15 protein-coding genes are annotated in these 16629 nt (G+C 45.9%); 6 read left to right on the top strand and 9 right to left on the bottom strand.

Annotated features, from left to right (window positions below; genetic code table 11):
- Positions 1-145 precede the first annotated feature (145 nt).
- On the top strand, positions 146-391 hold the full coding sequence (locus B5F91_RS09705) for a DUF6364 family protein (protein WP_087428891.1): 246 nt from the start codon (positions 146-148) through the stop codon (positions 389-391).
- A gap of 3 nt (positions 392-394) precedes the next feature.
- Here the strand turns inward: B5F91_RS09705 and B5F91_RS09700 are convergent, their stop codons facing one another.
- The 6 genes from B5F91_RS09700 to aroQ form a co-directional block, all read right to left on the bottom strand.
- Positions 395-598, bottom strand: coding sequence for a hypothetical protein (locus B5F91_RS09700; protein WP_087428905.1), 204 nt, complete (start codon positions 596-598; stop codon positions 395-397).
- Between the two features lie 8 nt (positions 599-606).
- On the bottom strand, positions 607-1833 hold the full coding sequence (locus B5F91_RS09695; RefSeq protein ID WP_087428890.1) for an FtsX-like permease family protein: 1227 nt from the start codon (positions 1831-1833) through the stop codon (positions 607-609).
- On the bottom strand, positions 1830-2165 hold the full coding sequence (rbfA, locus tag B5F91_RS09690) for a 30S ribosome-binding factor RbfA (protein WP_087428889.1): 336 nt from the start codon (positions 2163-2165) through the stop codon (positions 1830-1832). The genes B5F91_RS09695 and rbfA overlap by 4 nt, the downstream gene beginning before the upstream one ends.
- A gap of 133 nt (positions 2166-2298) precedes the next feature.
- A complete protein-coding gene (locus tag B5F91_RS09685) occupies positions 2299-2937 on the bottom strand; it encodes a class I SAM-dependent methyltransferase (protein WP_087428888.1) in 639 nt (212 codons plus the stop codon).
- Entirely contained in the window at positions 2937-4397 is a 1461-nt protein-coding gene (gene pyk / locus B5F91_RS09680; RefSeq protein WP_087428887.1) for a pyruvate kinase, read from the bottom strand. The genes B5F91_RS09685 and pyk overlap by 1 nt, the downstream gene beginning before the upstream one ends.
- Before the next feature lie 13 nt (positions 4398-4410).
- Entirely contained in the window at positions 4411-4833 is a 423-nt protein-coding gene (gene aroQ, locus B5F91_RS09675) for a type II 3-dehydroquinate dehydratase (RefSeq protein WP_087428886.1), read from the bottom strand.
- A 69-nt stretch (positions 4834-4902) separates the two neighbouring features.
- Here aroQ and xerD point away from each other — a divergent pair, with 69 nt between their 5' ends.
- The 4 genes from xerD (at position 4903) to B5F91_RS09655 (ending at position 10348) form a co-directional block, all read left to right on the top strand.
- Positions 4903-5820, top strand: a complete 918-nt coding sequence (xerD, locus tag B5F91_RS09670; protein WP_087428885.1) for a site-specific tyrosine recombinase XerD — start codon at positions 4903-4905, stop codon at positions 5818-5820.
- A gap of 157 nt (positions 5821-5977) precedes the next feature.
- On the top strand, positions 5978-7654 hold the full coding sequence (locus B5F91_RS09665) for a tetratricopeptide repeat protein (RefSeq protein WP_087428884.1): 1677 nt from the start codon (positions 5978-5980) through the stop codon (positions 7652-7654).
- 127 nt (positions 7655-7781) lie between these two features.
- Positions 7782-8789: a thioredoxin-like domain-containing protein gene (locus B5F91_RS09660; RefSeq protein ID WP_087428904.1), complete on the top strand. Its 1008-nt coding sequence runs from the start codon at positions 7782-7784 to the stop codon at positions 8787-8789.
- 20 nt (positions 8790-8809) lie between these two features.
- Positions 8810-10348 (top strand): YifB family Mg chelatase-like AAA ATPase, encoded by a 1539-nt coding sequence (locus B5F91_RS09655; RefSeq protein WP_087428883.1) that lies wholly within the window; start codon positions 8810-8812, stop codon positions 10346-10348.
- A gap of 259 nt (positions 10349-10607) precedes the next feature.
- Here the strand turns inward: B5F91_RS09655 and rpsO are convergent, their stop codons facing one another.
- The gene (gene rpsO / locus B5F91_RS09650) at positions 10608-10877 is read right to left on the bottom strand and encodes a 30S ribosomal protein S15 (protein WP_087428882.1); all 270 of its coding nucleotides are present in this window, start codon (positions 10875-10877) and stop codon (positions 10608-10610) included.
- A 614-nt stretch (positions 10878-11491) separates the two neighbouring features.
- Positions 11492-11965, bottom strand: coding sequence for a hypothetical protein (locus B5F91_RS09640; RefSeq protein WP_087428880.1), 474 nt, complete (start codon positions 11963-11965; stop codon positions 11492-11494).
- Positions 11966-12177: 212 nt separating this feature from the next.
- On the opposite strand from B5F91_RS09640, the gene typA reads away from it, so the two are divergent.
- The gene (gene typA / locus B5F91_RS09635) at positions 12178-13983 is read left to right on the top strand and encodes a translational GTPase TypA (protein ID WP_087428879.1); all 1806 of its coding nucleotides are present in this window, start codon (positions 12178-12180) and stop codon (positions 13981-13983) included.
- A 97-nt stretch (positions 13984-14080) separates the two neighbouring features.
- On the opposite strand, the gene B5F91_RS09630 is transcribed toward typA, so the two are convergent.
- A complete protein-coding gene (locus B5F91_RS09630) occupies positions 14081-16585 on the bottom strand; it encodes a glycoside hydrolase family 9 protein (RefSeq protein ID WP_239416395.1) in 2505 nt (834 codons plus the stop codon).
- Positions 16586-16629 lie beyond the last annotated feature (44 nt).

The following is a 16629-nucleotide window of genomic DNA, read 5'->3' as shown; positions in this document are numbered from 1 at the left end:
TGCGCCCACAATACATACGTTGATGCATCCAGGCGGGCAAACCCCGCCCCTACATTGGATATTTGCGGATATTCATTAAATAAAACCTGTGTTTCTCTGTGTCCTTCTGTGTGCTATCAAAAACATTAACAAAACATAATTGCTTATGGAAACTATACAAATAAACCCAACATTGTGGAACGAAGCCGAACAATTGGCAAAACGCCACCATACAGATTTAACTCAAATAGTAGAATCTTTCATTCGACGCTATATAGAGCAAATGAATAAAAAAACGCCGAAAGAACAAGTCACTCCTTTTGTGGAAAGCTTAGGAATTGACCTGCATCTTCCCGCTGATTTTGATGAGAAAGAAGCTTACCGCAAACATTTAGAAGAGAAATACCAATGAAGCCTAATTTATTTGTCGATACGAATGTGATGGTTGACCTTGCACATCAGTCCAATCCTCCAACAATTCGTCCTCAAATACATCAGGTAATAAAAGTTCATCATCGCCAACTTCATGCGCCCGTTGTGCAGCCTTTGCCCATCCTTGGCGAGGTTGCTGTTTTATAACATCCTGACTATTATTCATTTGAATGATATTTATTTCCATAATATTAATCATTTCAGCAACCGCTTGCTAAGATACCTTACGGGATACCATACCGAGAGGAAACCTACGAGGAGGACCGTGACGAAAACCACGAGCACATCCATCGCCTCTACACTTACCGGATAGGCATCGACCACGAAACTTCCTGAATTGCCCAAGCGGATTAGCCCGAACGCCTGCTGGAGCCAGCACAGGAACAAACCTAATGCAACCCCGACAAAAGCGCCGAAGAACGAAATCATCCGCCCCTCGAAGAGGAAAATGCGCACAATCTGACTATCGCTTGCCCCTAAATTGCGCAAGGTCACCACATCTTCGCGCTTATCGATGATGAGCATCGAGAGCGAGCCGATGACATTGAAGCAGGCAATCACCAAGATAAAGGTAAGGAAAAGATAAGAAATCAGCTTCTCGACACGCATGATGCGGTATGTGTCCGCTTGTTGCTCGTAGCGGTCTTGCACACGGAAATCCGCCCCTAAGCGTTCTTGCACCTCTTTCTTCACCGCATCGATATCCGCATCCGGATTCAAGCGCAAGTTGACGGCACTCACCTCGGTATCATATTGGAACAAACGCCGCGCGAACGCCAAGGAAGTCAAGATATACGAAGCATCGTATTTCTCTTGGTTGACCGCAAAGACCAACCCCGAAGAGAACAGGTTCCCGCTCACGAAAGCCGTGGACGGATTTGCCACATTGACTTTCGCCCCACGCTTGGGCGCATACACTTCCAACGGGTCGAGAAAACGGATGCCGCTCCCCAACGAAGAAAGCAACTGGATGCCGGGTATGGCATAATCCGCCACCTCGTCATGCAACATCAAGTCGCCCCGTCCGAAAAGAATGCTGTCTATCGGGGTAAGGCGGTCGAAATTATCTTCCACTCCCTTAATGACCGCCATTGCCTGCCTTCCCTGGTATTGCACCATGGCATTGTCCTCGAGCGACTCGGAATAGACCTCCACTTCGGGCATCTGCTTCAGGGCAAGCACACGCGGGTCTTGTCCGTCGAACACCTTCCCGCGCACCGCCGTAACCTTCAATTCGGGGTCGAATGCCGTAAAGAACGATGCCACAAGGTCTTGAAACCCGTTGAAGACGGATAAAGTACATATCAAGGCAAGGGTAGCCAATGCCACCCCGCACACGGAGATAGCCGAAATGACATTAATGGCATTGTGCGACTTCTTCGAGAACAGGTACCGACGGGCAATGTAAAAGGGAAAATTCATTTCTTCAACAGCTCATCAATGTGTGCCGCATAGTCCAGCGAATCATCTACAAAGAACTTCAACTCCGGAATGATGCGGAGCTGATAGCGCACCCGCTTGCCCAGTTCGTAACGGATGGACTTCACATTATCGTTGATGTTCTTCACAATTTCCTCGGCACGTTCGGAAGGGAACACGCTCAAATATCCACGCGCATAGCTCATGTCGGGGCTGATACGCACCACACTAACCGACACCAATACGCCATGCATAGCGCGTGTCTGTGCCTGGAACATCTCGCTCAGCTCTTTCTGAATGAGCCGCGCAATCTTGTTTTGTCTGGTTGTTTCCATATATTTCGTTTTAAGTATAATGAAATGGAACACAGAGACACAAAGTCACAGAGTTTTATCTTTAGAGAAGTCTGTGCCTCTGCGTCTCTGTGTTCAATCAAAGAATACACATATCTTTTTGCAATGCTTCTATCTATTTCTTCCTGATGATTGTCAACCCGTCCCTCAATGGGAGGATGACTTTCTCTACACGCTCATCGGACGCCACATAATCATTGAACTTCTTAATGCCAATGGTCTGCGCATCGGCACTCCGAGGCTCTTCTAATACATGCCCGTCCCACAAAGTATTATCGGCTATGATATAGCCTCCCGCACGGAGCTTGGGCAATATCATCTCGTAATAATCGATATACACCCGCTTGTTCCCGTCTACAAAGGCGAGGTCGAAGGTGATGTCCATCTGCGGCACCATCTGCAGGGCATCGCCGATATAAAACTTGATTTTATCGGCGTAGGGCGAACCTTCCAGCCACGGACGGGTGAAGTCTTCCTGCTCATCGTTGATTTCGAACGTATGAAGCATGGCACCCTCTTCCAGCCCTTCGGCAAGGCACAAGGCGGAATATCCGCTATATGTCCCAATCTCAAGCACCTGCCGGGGACGTATCATCTCCACAAACATCTTCAACATCCGCCCTTGCAAATGCCCCGAAGCCATGCGGGGGCGCAAGAGCTTGACATGCGTAGCCCGGTAAAGCGCTTTCAGATAATCGCTCTCCGGGTCGATATGCGCGAGTATGTACGCATCCAGCGTGTCGGTTTCTTTCATTATAAATACCTATTCCGGTTCGGCAATACATAATCATCGGCATTCTCCAACACATCATCCACCCGGTTGATTTCGAGGAACGAAGTATGCGTGCCTTTCTTTCCGCCGCTCAGGTATGCCACCATTTCATTCCGTGTCAACACACCGTCGTTGAGCAATTTGCGCAATGCCGTGAAATAATACTCCTGTCCGTTCGCCTTTTCGGGCATATAGATGGCTTCTACCCCGTATGACAATGCCAAATGGCGCATGGTCTTTTCCTTATAGCAAATAGCCAGCACCGGATATTTCCCGCGGAATGCAGCCAAGCTACGTGCCGTGCGCCCACTAAAGCTATCTGTAATCAAGGCACGGATAGGCATGAGGGTCGTAGCTCGTACCGCCTGCTTTGCCAAGAAGCTGGTGACATCGGTATTCTCCGGAGTCAGAGGAATAGGGATATCGTTTTCTTCCATTTTGTCTTTCTCGGCTTGTGCCGCAATCTTCGTCATGGTCTTCACGGCTTCTACCGGATATTTCCCGTATGCCGTCTCGCCGCTCAGCATCAACGCATCGGTGCGGTAATAAATGGCATTGGCGATATCGGTCACCTCGGCACGGGTCGGACGCGGGTTGTTAATCATCGTATGAAGCATCTGAGTGGCTACAATCACCGGCTTGCGCGCCAAGATACATTTCTTAATCAATTTGCGCTGGATGCCCGGAATGCGTTCTTGAGGCACTTCGATACCCAAGTCGCCACGAGCCACCATGATACCGTCCGCCACTTCCAAAATCTCGTCGATGTTGTCCACACCTTCTTGGTTCTCTATCTTCGCGATAATCTGAATGTCACTCTTGTGCGCATCGAGTATCTCGCGGATATCCAATACATCCTGCTTGTTGCGCACAAACGAGTGGGCGATGAAATCGATGTCCTTCTCGATAGCATACAAGATGTTGTTCCGGTCTTTCTCGGTAAGCGAAGGCAGGTTGATGCGTACGCCCGGCACATTCACGCTCTTGCGGTTGCCCAACGTAGCGTCATTGCATACCTCGCAAAACAAGGTATCTTCGTTTTTATCTATTACTTTCAATCCCAATTCCCCGTCATCAATCAAGACATTCGCGCCTACCGAAAGGTCGTGTACGAACCCCGGATAGCTGACCGCAATGCATTCATGAGTCGTCTCCTGTTCAGGATTCCCCACAATGCAGACCTTCTCGCCCGTCTTGAAGTCAATCGAGCCTTCCGCACTTGCCGTAGTCCGCACTTCCGGCCCTTTGGTATCCATCAAGATACCGATGCGGTTCGATACCTGGCGCACATTATTTATCAGTTTCTCGAACCCTTCACGATTAGCATGAGCGGTATTCATACGCACTACGTTCATACCTGCGTTGAACAGGTCTCTGATAAAATCGACATCGCAACGCAAATCTGAAATAGACGCAACGATTTTTGTTTGTTTAAGCATCATATAGTTTAGAGTTTTAGTGTTTCGTCAATAAAGCTTCCAACGCCAACCGGTACGAGTCAAGCCCGAAACCGCATATCACTCCGCGGCACGCACATGCTATCATCGACTTATGGCGGAATTCCTCACGCGCGTGTACATTAGATATATGTACCTCGATAACGGGAGCGGTCACCGCACGGATGGCATCCTGTAAGGCTATGGAAGTATGGGTATAGGCTCCGGCATTCATAATAATCCCGTCGCACGTGAAGCCTACCTCGTGAATTTTGTTAATCATCTCGCCTTCTACGTTCGACTGGAAATACGCTATTTCCACCTCCGGATAACGTCCTCTTAACGTTTGCAGATAATCTTCGAACGAAGTCGAACCGTAAATGCCCGGTTCGCGTTTGCCCAACAGATTGATGTTAGGGCCATTGATTATTTGTATCCTCATATTTATACTGAGTAAAACTTTTTAATAACTTTGCCGAGAAAAAATTCGGCACAAAGATACGAAAAAGAAATGAGAAGTTACGAAAAGATATTGTTAAAGTACCGTCAATACCTCAAATTAGAGCGTTCTTTATCCGAAAACACGGTAGAAGCCTACCTCACCGACTTGGATAAATTGCTCGCTTACCTCACCTTGGAAGGCATTGACATCACCGATGTGACCCTGCAGGACTTAGAGAATTTCTCCGCCGGGCTTCACGACATCGGCATCCATCCCCGCTCGCAAGCCCGCATCCTTTCGGGCATCCGCTCGTTCTTCCGCTTCCTCACCCTCGATGACTATATCCGCCAAGACCCCAGCGAATTGCTCGAATCGCCCCAGATAGGCAGGCATTTGCCCGATGTGCTGACCGTGGAAGAGATAGACGCGCTTATCGGAGCCATTGACCAAACCACTCCCGAAGGGCAACGCAACCGGGCGATACTGGAGACCTTGTATAGTTGCGGATTACGCGTCTCCGAGCTATGCAACCTCAAGCTATCCGACCTCTATCTGAACGAAGGCTTCATCAAGGTGGAAGGCAAGGGAAGCAAGCAACGCCTCGTGCCCATCTCGCCCCGCGCCATCAACGAACTGAAGAATTATTTCGTAGAGCGCGGCAATGCCAAAATAAAACCCGAATACGAAGACTTTGTGTTCATAAGCCGGTTCGGGAAAAACATCTCCCGCATCATGGTGTTCCATATAATAAAGGAGTTGGCAGACCGCATCGGCTTGAAAAAGTCCATTAGCCCCCACACCTTCCGCCACTCGTTCGCCACCCACCTCTTAGAAGGCGGAGCCAACCTGCGTGCCATCCAAGCCATGTTAGGGCACGAAAGCATCGGAACCACCGAGATTTATACCCACATCGACCGCAACATGCTCCGCCAAGAGATTATCGAGCATCATCCGCGGAATAAAAAACATGCTTTTGGTAAGCCATAGAGCTGATTTTAATCTTTTTTTTAATATCTGTTTAAAAAAAGAGCGCAAAAAGTTAACAGCTATCGGAGTTTTTCTTATCTTTGCCCCAAATAAATAAAGCGAAAGCAGAAAAGCCAAGCTAGATTATATTTTATAACAAACTAAATAATTAAAAACCATGATTAAGAAGTTGTATTTGCCCTTAGTGGCATTGTTAGTTCTTGCTTTCTCTTCATGTAGCAAGATGGGTGAATTGGACCCGAGCTATTTCACAACTGATCCTGAAGTATTGGAAGCTATCGGTGGTAAAGTGCCTGTAACTATCACAGGTAAGTTCCCTGAAAAGTATTTCAAGAAAACAGCAACCGTTGAAGTTACTCCGGTATTGAGATGGGACGGAGGCGAAGCCAAAGGCCAGCCTGCTATGTTCCAAGGTGAAAAAGTGGAAGGTAATGACCAGACTATCTCTTACAAGATGGGCGGTACCTATACGATGAAAGCCTCTTTCGACTATGTTCCCGAAATGGCTAAGTCTGAATTGTATCTTGATTTCAAAATCAAGAAAGGTAAGAAAGAATACACCATTCCTTCTGTAAAGATTGCCGATGGTGTAATCGCTACTTCTGAATTGCCTACCGTTAAGTCTGCTAACGCAGCATACGCGGAAGATGCATTCCAACGCATCATCAAGCAAGCTCAAGAAGCTCAAATCATGTTCTTGATCCAACAGGCTAACATCCGCGCAAGCGAATTGAAGTCGGACGGCATCAAAGATTTCAACAAGAAAGTAGTTGCTATCAACGGTGACAAGAAAAACTTCAAGCTGAACAACATCGAAATCTCTGCATACGCATCTCCGGATGGTGGTGTGAAACTGAACACTGGTTTGGCTGAAGACCGTCAGGAAAACACTGAAAAGTACCTGAACAAGCAATTGAAGAAAGGCGAAATCGAAACTCAGGTTGACGCTAAATACACCGCACAAGACTGGGAAGGCTTCCAGGAATTGGTTTCTAAATCAAACATCCAGGATAAAGACCTCATCTTGCGAGTGCTCTCTATGTATCAAGACCCTGAACAACGCGAAACTGAAATCAAGAACATCTCTTCAGTTTACAAGACTTTGGCAGATGAAATCCTTCCGCAATTGCGTCGTGCACGCTTGACCGCTAACTATGATGTTATCGGACGTAGCGATGAAGAAATCAACGCAGCATTCGATGCAAAAGAAGATTCTATCAGCGTAGACGAATTGTTGTATGCAGCTACCCTGACTCAAGACAACGCACGCAAGGAAGCTATTTACAAGAGAGCTATCGAAAAATATCCGAACGACTTCCGTGCTTATAACAACTTGGGTATGATGTCATACGCAGCAGGCGACTTGAACGCAGCTGAAAACTACTTCAAACAAGCAGCAAGCAAGAGCGCAAACGCAGCTGAAGTGAACACCAACCTCGGTTTGTGCGAATTGTGCAAAGGCAATGTAGCACAAGCTGAAACTTACTTGAGCAAGTCTACCGGCGCTAACACCGCTAACGAAGCTTTGGGTAACCTGTACATCAAACAAGGCCAATACGACCGTGCCGTACAAGCTTTCGGTGACACCAAGACCAACTCAGCCGCTTTGGCTCAAATCTTGGCTAAAGACTACAACAAGGCTAAGACTACATTGGAAGGCGTTAAGAACCCGGATGCTTATACTGATTACCTGATGGCTATCGTAGGTGCACGCACCAACAATGCCGACTTGGTTAAATCAAGCATGGCTAAGGTAGGTCAGAAAGACGCAAGCTTGAAAGCAAGCGCTCAGAACGACCGCGAGTTCGCTAAATATGCAAATGAGATTCAATAAATAGAATCTGTTTTTCATAAATTAAACATTTAGTGATTAGGAACCGGAGTGCGATTCGCGCTCCGGTTTTTTTATTTCAAATAATTTATGTATATTCGCAGGTCAATTCATCTATATGCAACGAACCATGAAGATATATCCAACGCTTATCGCACTTATAATGCTTGCCCTTTCTTCCTGCAAGGAAAACCCAACGTTCACAATCCGGGCAGAAATGGACGGACTTGCGGATAAACCCATACTTGTGGTCTACGACGACCCCACCTCAAGACTTGATACGATATTCCCGAAAGAAGGGAAATTCGATTACGCCTTCACTCCCGACACCATCACCCTCTTCCGTCTGGTCATGCCCGAAACGGGAGAAGTGATACCTGTCTTTGCCGATAAAGGGCAGGAAATGACACTTGCCGGAACCTTCCAAGCACCCGACATCACGGGAGACGGAATGAACGGGGAATACGGTGCGCTATTGAAAGAAGTGCAGGCTCTGAAAGACTCGGCATCCATTGCGCAAGCCGTAGAAAAGTTTATCCAAACCCACCCTTCTTCGTTTGCCTCGGCATACCTGATTAACCAATATTTCATCCAGGTCCCCTCGCCCGATACAGAGAAAATCGACCGGTTGATTGCTCCTCTTGCGGGAAACATCAAGGATAGCCGCATTCTGAGCGTGATACTCAAGACTTTGCCCTCGCAAGAAAACAACACCCGGCAAAACAAAGAATACGTCAATTATTTCTCGTGCAAGGACCGTGAAGGGAAATACATTTCGTGGGCCGGAGAAAAAGGAAGCTATACCTTGCTCAACTTTTGGGCAAGCTGGGACGAAGAAAGCCTCGTCCGGCGCGATTCTTTGGCAAAACTCGTTGAGAAATTTCCCGAAAAGAAATTCAAAGTCTTGAATATCTCCCTCGATTATGAGAAAGACAAATGGCTGGAAAAATGCAAGAAAGACACCAAGCAATGGATAGAAACCTGCGATTTCAAGGGTTGGAACAACACCATCGTAAAACAAAACCAAATTCATACGCTCCCTGCTAATATCTTAATAAACAATAGTAGGAAAATTATTGATGTACAATTATACAATCAAGCGTTATATAATAAAGTAAACGAAGAACTAAAAGAATAGGAACGCAAAACACAGCTTAAATGCTAATTAAATTATTCGGTGCAGCCGTTCAAGGAATAGACGCCACCATCGTCACAATCGAAGTCAATAGCTCCCGGGGAATCAAGTTTTTCCTCGTAGGATTGCCCGACTCTGCCGTAAAAGAGAGCCATGAGCGTATCGTAGCCGCCCTCCAAGTGAACGGATACAAATTCCCAACTTGCCAAATCGTGATCAACATGGCTCCCGCGGATATCCGGAAAGAAGGCTCTTCCTACGACCTTCCCTTGGCTATCGGCATCTTAGCGGTCTCCGGAGCCGTATCTCCCGAGAAGCTCGAACGCTATCTCCTCATCGGCGAACTAAGCCTCGACGGAAGCCTCCAACCCATCAAAGGTGCCCTTCCCATAGCCATCTGTGCCCGCCAGCAAGGCTTCGAAGGCTTTATCCTCCCCAAGCAAAACGCGCGTGAAGCCGCCGTGGTCAATAACTTGAACGTATATGGCGTAGAAAACATCACCGAAGTCATCGATTTCTTCAACGGGAAACGCGAATTAGAACCCACTATCGTCAATACACGTGAGGAGTTTTACCGGAGCCAGACCAACTTTCCTTTCGACTTCGCGGATGTCAAAGGGCAGGAGAATGTAAAGCGTGCCTTAGAGGTAGCGGCGGCTGGAGGGCATAACCTGATTATGATCGGTGCGCCGGGAAGCGGGAAATCGATGATGGCGAAATGCCTTCCCAGCATCCTTCCTCCTCTCTCCCTTGCCGAGAGCTTGGAGACGACAAAGATACATTCCGTAGCCGGAAAGTTAGGGAAAGATTCGTCCCTCATCGCCGTCCGCCCTTTCCGAAGCCCGCACCACACTATTTCGCAAGTGGCTATGGTAGGCGGAGGCACCAATCCCCAGCCGGGTGAAATCAGCTTGGCACATAACGGTGTCCTCTTCCTTGACGAGCTTCCCGAGTTCAACCGGAGCGTCCTCGAAGTGCTCCGCCAACCTCTCGAAGACCGGCATATCACGATTTCGCGTGCCAAATATACCTTGGATTATCCCGCCAGCTTCACCCTGATAGCCTCGATGAACCCTTGTCCCTGCGGGTACTACAATCATCCTACTCGCCATTGTGTATGCACTCCCGGACAAGTACAGAAATACCTGAACCGCATCTCCGGTCCTTTGCTCGATAGGATTGATATCCAAGTGGAAATCGTCCCCGTACCTTTCGAAAAACTTGCCGAACGCAAGTCAGGCGAACCCAGTGCCGCCATCCGCGAGCGTGTGATACATGCCCGACAGATACAAGCCAAGCGTTTTGCCGATATACCGGGCGTGCATTGCAACGCGCAAATGACTTCCCGCCTCCTGCATCAATACGCCCAGCCCGATGCACAAGGCATGACTCTCCTCCGCACCGCCATGGAACGCTTCAACCTCTCCGCCCGTGCCTACGACCGCATCCTGAAGGTTTCCCGCACCATAGCCGACCTGGACGGAAGCGAAGCCATCCTCCCCAAACACCTCGCTGAAGCCATCAGCTATCGGAACTTAGACCGGGAGAATTGGGCGGGATAACCGATTTATTCCTGCATCCTATCGGTTTCATTGCTAATCCCACCTAAGTAGGACTGCTGTTTTTCATAGATAGGACTCCAATCCTACTAGGGTAGTATTGCAATCCTACCCTAGTAGGATTGGACAAAGACCAAGAAGCATTATCTTATACACCAGCCTATACAAATACCTTCATATAACAATTTGGGAAGAAGTAAAAAGCCCCTGCAGGTTCTTTCTACCAGCAGGGGCTTCCGTTGTTTCGTTACGTAAGAATGAATTACTTACGCAGACCAAGTTCTTTCACGATAGCACGGTATCTTTCGATATCGCGACGCTTCAGGTAATCGAGCAATGCACGACGCTTACCTACCATCTTGGTCAAAGATCTTTCAGTTGTATAATCTTTTCTGTTGAGCTTCAAGTGCTCTGTCAGGTGAGAAATACGGTATGAAAACAATGCAATCTGAGACTCAGGAGACCCAGTATCAGTGTTAGACTTTCCGTACTTTTCAAAGATTTCTTGCTTTTTAGCTGCGTCTAAATACATAATTTTGACTGTTTTATTATTTATATAAATCAATTTGCGGGTGCAAAGATAGGAATAATCTTTTATACGGCAAACACTTTTGCTAAAATATCTTCTATAACAATATCATAAAGAGAAAAATTTGTGTTATATTTGCGGATATCAATCAACATAAAATTTATTATGGAAACCACTTTAACAATCTTGAAAGGAAGGCTAGCAAACACATTGCTGCATAAGTTTTCATTTATATCCAGTGTAGTATTTCTTTTTGGCTTTCATTTTCCCGTGAATCATTTTTATAATCCATGGGAGTATGCTAATGCAAGTGACGGATTCAAATACTTGATAACGATAGTCCCCCTTATCTTTATTGTAACTACCGCTATTTACTTAGGATATATAGGAAGGGACGAAGCTTTTTCTAAACATGTCAAATGGTGGACAATCTTTTATCTTTGTTTACTGCTGATTGACTTCGTTTTTATCTTGTCGCTTTTATTCACATAATGAAAATAATCTAATTAAAACCTTATGAATCATATTGCTACAAATCTTTACCATAAAAACGATACGGCTATTTAGCAGAAACGAATAAAAGCCCTTAAATAATATAGGACTTTTATTCGTTATACTCAAACAATACTTTCTTTTTCAAGCTTCTTATAAGCATAAAACAAAAAAACAGAAAGCATACAGAGTAAACTGATTGCTATAAAATCCAAAGAGGAAAAGCCCCTTTCAAGATGCAACAATACATAGCTTGGTATAGAAACCAAAACTACTTTCAGTAATAATTTTGAAGCCTTTGAAAAATAAAATAATGAATAATACTTATCTATTACACGGCTATTCAAACAAGGATGCTTATCTTTAAATAACGTACGGCTCACCAAAAATCTTTTCCGTCCATAATAACCTACAAAATACCATATTATTGACCATAAGACAATAAAGAAAATAGCCATACCACAATCAAAAACGCTTCCAAACATTTCATCATAAATAGATTCGTTATAAAAAACAAAACTAACATACGACAAAATCGCTATGAATATATTCCAAATAACTACAGAATATATTCCGTATTTTACATAACTATTTTTCATAAGGAACTTATTTAAGGTAAATATACTAGCTTAAAAGTAATAACAATATGGCAAACAACCAACAAAAAACGATAATTTTTCATTGATTGACATTGCTTTTTAATTCAGTAATCATAAAAATACAAAAAATATAAACTCATCAAATACATGACATTTGATTTGAACAAATTGGAGAAAAAATAGTAACTTTGCGCCCAAATAATAGGTATAGTATGCAAGACATTAGAAACATTGCTATCATCGCCCACGTAGACCATGGAAAGACGACACTCGTGGACAAGATGATGCTGGCGGGACATTTGTTCCGCAACGACCAGACCAACGGTGAACTGGTGCTGGATAACAACGACTTGGAACGTGAAAGAGGGATAACCATCCTTTCGAAGAATGTATCTATCAACTATAAGGGTACGAAAATCAATATCATCGATACTCCGGGACACGCCGATTTCGGTGGTGAAGTGGAGCGTGTATTGAACATGGCAGACGGATGTATCCTGCTGGTAGACGCTTTCGAAGGTCCCATGCCGCAAACACGATTCGTGCTCCAAAAGGCATTGCAGATAGGATTGAAACCCATCGTAGTAGTCAATAAAGTGGACAAGCCTAATTGCCGTCCCGAAGAAGTATATGAAATGGTATTCGACCTGATGTTCAGCCTCAACGCTACGGAAGACCAGTTGGATTTCCCCGTGCTCTATGGCTCGGCTAAGAACAACTGGATGGGCGAAGACTGGAAAACGCCTACAGGCACCATCGAACCGCTTTTGGACGCTATCGTGAAATACATCCCAGCCCCTAAACAACTGGAAGGGACACCGCAAATGCTGATTACCTCACTCGACTATTCATCTTATACGGGACGTATCGCCGTAGGGCGCGTACACCGCGGAACCATTAGCGAGGGCATGAACATCACGTTGGCAAAACGTGACGGAAGTATGGTGAAGTCTAAGATAAAGGAAGTACATACTTTCGAAGGATTGGGACGCCAAAAAGTACAATCTGTATCTTCAGGTGATATTTGTGCAGTTATCGGTATAGAAGGATTTGAAATCGGCGATACCATTTGCGACTTCGAAAATCCAGAACCGCTTCCTCCTATCGCCATTGATGAGCCTACGATGAGTATGTTATTTACGATTAACGACTCACCTTTCTTCGGAAAAGAAGGCAAATATGTGACTTCACGCCATATCCAAGACCGCTTGATGAAGGAATTGGATAAGAACCTTGCCCTCCGTGTACGTAAAACCGAAAACGAAGACGGCAAATGGATTGTATCAGGACGTGGCGTGCTGCACCTCTCGGTATTGATTGAGACCATGCGCCGTGAAGGATATGAATTGCAGGTAGGCCAGCCTCAGGTTATCTTCAAAGAGATAGACGGAGTGAAATGCGAACCGATTGAAGAACTGACTATCAGCGTTCCCGAAGAGTTCTCAAGCAAGATGATTGATATGGTGACCCGCCGGAAAGGTGAAATGGTTTCTATGGAAACCCAAGGCGACCGTGTGAACATCGAGTTCGATATGCCTTCGCGCGGCATCATCGGTCTGCGTACCAACGTATTGACCGCTTCTCAAGGAGAAGCTATCATGGCACACCGCTTCAAAGAATACCAGCCATACAAAGGAGATATTCCCCGCCGTACCAACGGCTCGATGATAGCCATGGAAAGCGGAACCGCTTTTGCATACGCTATCGATAAGCTTCAAGACCGCGGACGCTTCTTCATTTATCCGCAAGAAGAAGTCTATGCCGGACAAGTGGTAGGCGAACACGTACATGAAAACGACTTGGTGATAAACGTCACAAAGTCGAAGAAGCTGACCAACATGCGTGCGTCAGGTTCGGATGACAAGGCACGTATCATCCCTCCGGTGGTATTCTCATTGGAAGAAGCATTGGAATACATCAAGGAAGACGAATACGTGGAAGTAACCCCGAAGAGTATGCGTATGCGTAAGATTATCCTTGATGAAATCGAACGCAAACGGGCGAACAAGAACAATTGATATGTAATAGAATAGAAAGCACGGGAAAGAGGTTTTTAATTGATTTAAAATCCTTATTCCCGTGCTTTTCTATTTTATCATCGGTTAATAATATCAATTAATTATCCTCCTCTCCTACAATATGCTTGAAAGCTGAGCCGAAGATGATGTATTGCGTATTGCCGGCTATGGTTCCTTCGTTCTGTCCCCAAAGGAAGAGCCAATCATCGAAGTTCTCGAAATGGTCGGGCTTACGGAAAAGCACTCCAGGAGCGACATTGCCCGGTATGAATGAGAAATCAGCACGGTTGTTTCCATAGAATACCGCCTTCGGACGAGCTGCTCCTACTGCTGCCACAAACGAATAATTGTGGTAAGGGTGGCATCCGAAAAGCCAATTAACGGCACGATACACCTCATTCTTTGCCACAATATCAGGATAATAAAGATGTGCGAAACATACCGTAGTACCGAAACTAAGCAACGGACCGATTCCTGCCCAATTGCCTGTACCGATAGGCACACCATACGGATTCTGGCGATCAAAGTCTTGGATGTATTGCGCATATTTCTCTACATACGGACGCAGTTTCTCGCGATAATCTTCATCCATATAAGGAATAGCGTCAAGTGCGGTCTGAAGGTTAAATTCCAAATTCCGGTCCAGTTCGTTCCAAATTTCCTTCTTAAACACATCCAAATAGCCTTTTTCCTGCGTAGCGGCATAAAGTTGCAGATTCGTAGCCGCTACACCGCCAAACCTTGCACGGGTATTATTCTTCTCCGATTCAGCACGTTGGCTTAAAAGCTCTTCGGCTTCTTTCATCAAACGTTTCGATTGCGTCAATGCCCGTGCTGCCAAACTATCATTATAGCCTTTCAGTGCATGAGCCGCGGCGGCAAACATAGTCGCCGCACGCATATCGAGACGAGGATTCCGTGTCGTAAAAGCCCACATATCATCAGGCGTACCACTCCGTTTTCCATCTGCAGATACCTCGTAGGGTTTAAGCGAAGGGTCGTAGTGCAACCCATCGGTAATGGATGCAGCGTCTCCCAAATGATGATAATTATCCAAAACAGAATTTGACAATGTAGAAGCCATGTGCCCTATCTGCTCTGCCTGTGCCACCAGATTAAGCACGCCATGTTGGATGTATTGCATAATATCAGGAGTTCCGTCAGGACGGTGCAGATCCACATAACGCTGTTCTTCACTTACGAAAGTTTCATCACGCAAGGGCTTAAAAAGCTCCCATGCACGAATCAGATTCTCTACCACATTGATATTCGCACCGGTCTCAATATCAAAATCACCGGCATCAAAGAAGCCTCCGACATTCAGTCCGGGAATGAGTTCCAAAGGTTTGTATTTCGTATCTGTAACAGGACCTTGATAATGCAAGTCAAAATGGTCGCTGGGAGGAGCTTGCAAGTATCCTTCCTTGAACGGCTCGCCATGCCATACGCGATAGCCTTCGTTCACAAACATGTGATTCATGTGAATAGGCACCCACACATCTGTAGTGGCATCGGTTATCTTATCGTATACACGTTCGTCAATCAAGAAATTATTGGTCTTTACCGTATCGTATTGGATGTAGTAAATACCCGGTTCTTTTACACTTGAGAAATCAAACTTCACATAATTGTATTTATAATAACGTCCCCATGTATCAATCTTCCCTTCGTAAGCCTTTGAAACGGTTCCGTCTTCATTGATACGCATCAGGGCAGCAACCGCTTTCGGCGAATCGTTCTTATCCAATTCGATAACGCTTACCTTTGGCTGGTCTGGCGTGTAACCTACTTGGCAAAATCCGATATTTGGTTTCCGAATCCAGCCTTCAACCGCATAAGGCTCTACCGTCCAGCTCACTACTTTTCCCGTCTTTCCTGCAGGCAAAACGCTACGAAGCACAAACCAGCCGTTCTGTGCCAGCATACGCCCGTCGTAAAGTTTCAGTTCTGCATCATTACTATGGATACGAATCATACGCTCCGGGTCATCCATTGCCATCGTAATGCTATGCCCCGTTTCAAAAGGAAGGGGGTCAACGAAACGTCCCGTACCTCTGTCATCGTATGTCTTGAAACCTTTAAATTGCCGAGGTTTCTCATTATTGGGACGAGCAACGGTCTGACTGGTAGCATAACGCGGGAAACGATTCAACCGACCGTCCATCGAAAATGTCTTCAGCCAATATCTGGAAGGAAGAAACTCCAAATTCAGACCGGCATTTCCGACAAGTTCTTCCGGCACGGGTTTATCAAGCCAGACGGCTATTTCCACCGCTTTCCCTTGTGCAGTAACTACCACACGGCTATCAAAATCGTAGTCCTCATAACGCAGTCCGACTTCGATGCTTCCTTGTTCACGGTTCACATTCCGGTAAGTCATCTTCGGCACCAAATCCCATTGTTCAGGCGTGTTATTCAACCGCACGGCACCGCCTTGAATGGCACGGATGCCATGTTGGATAATCTCAATACCTGAGTTTTTCTCGTCATTGAATCCGCCATTAAAACTATTGCTGAAAACCAGCACATTTACTCCTTGCCTTTCAAAATAACAGCTGTCATTCAATTGCAAGTCTTGCGCTTGCGAAAAAGATGCTGCCATAAGGCCCATAACCCATAACAAATTCTTGTTGTTTTTCATATTGC

Origin of the sequence: Bacteroides sp. An322 (genome assembly GCF_002161765.1) — a bacterium.
GTDB lineage: Bacteria > Bacteroidota > Bacteroidia > Bacteroidales > Bacteroidaceae > Phocaeicola > Phocaeicola merdavium.
Note: the sequence above shows the minus strand (reverse complement) of the source record. Positions and strands in the feature narration are given on the sequence as shown.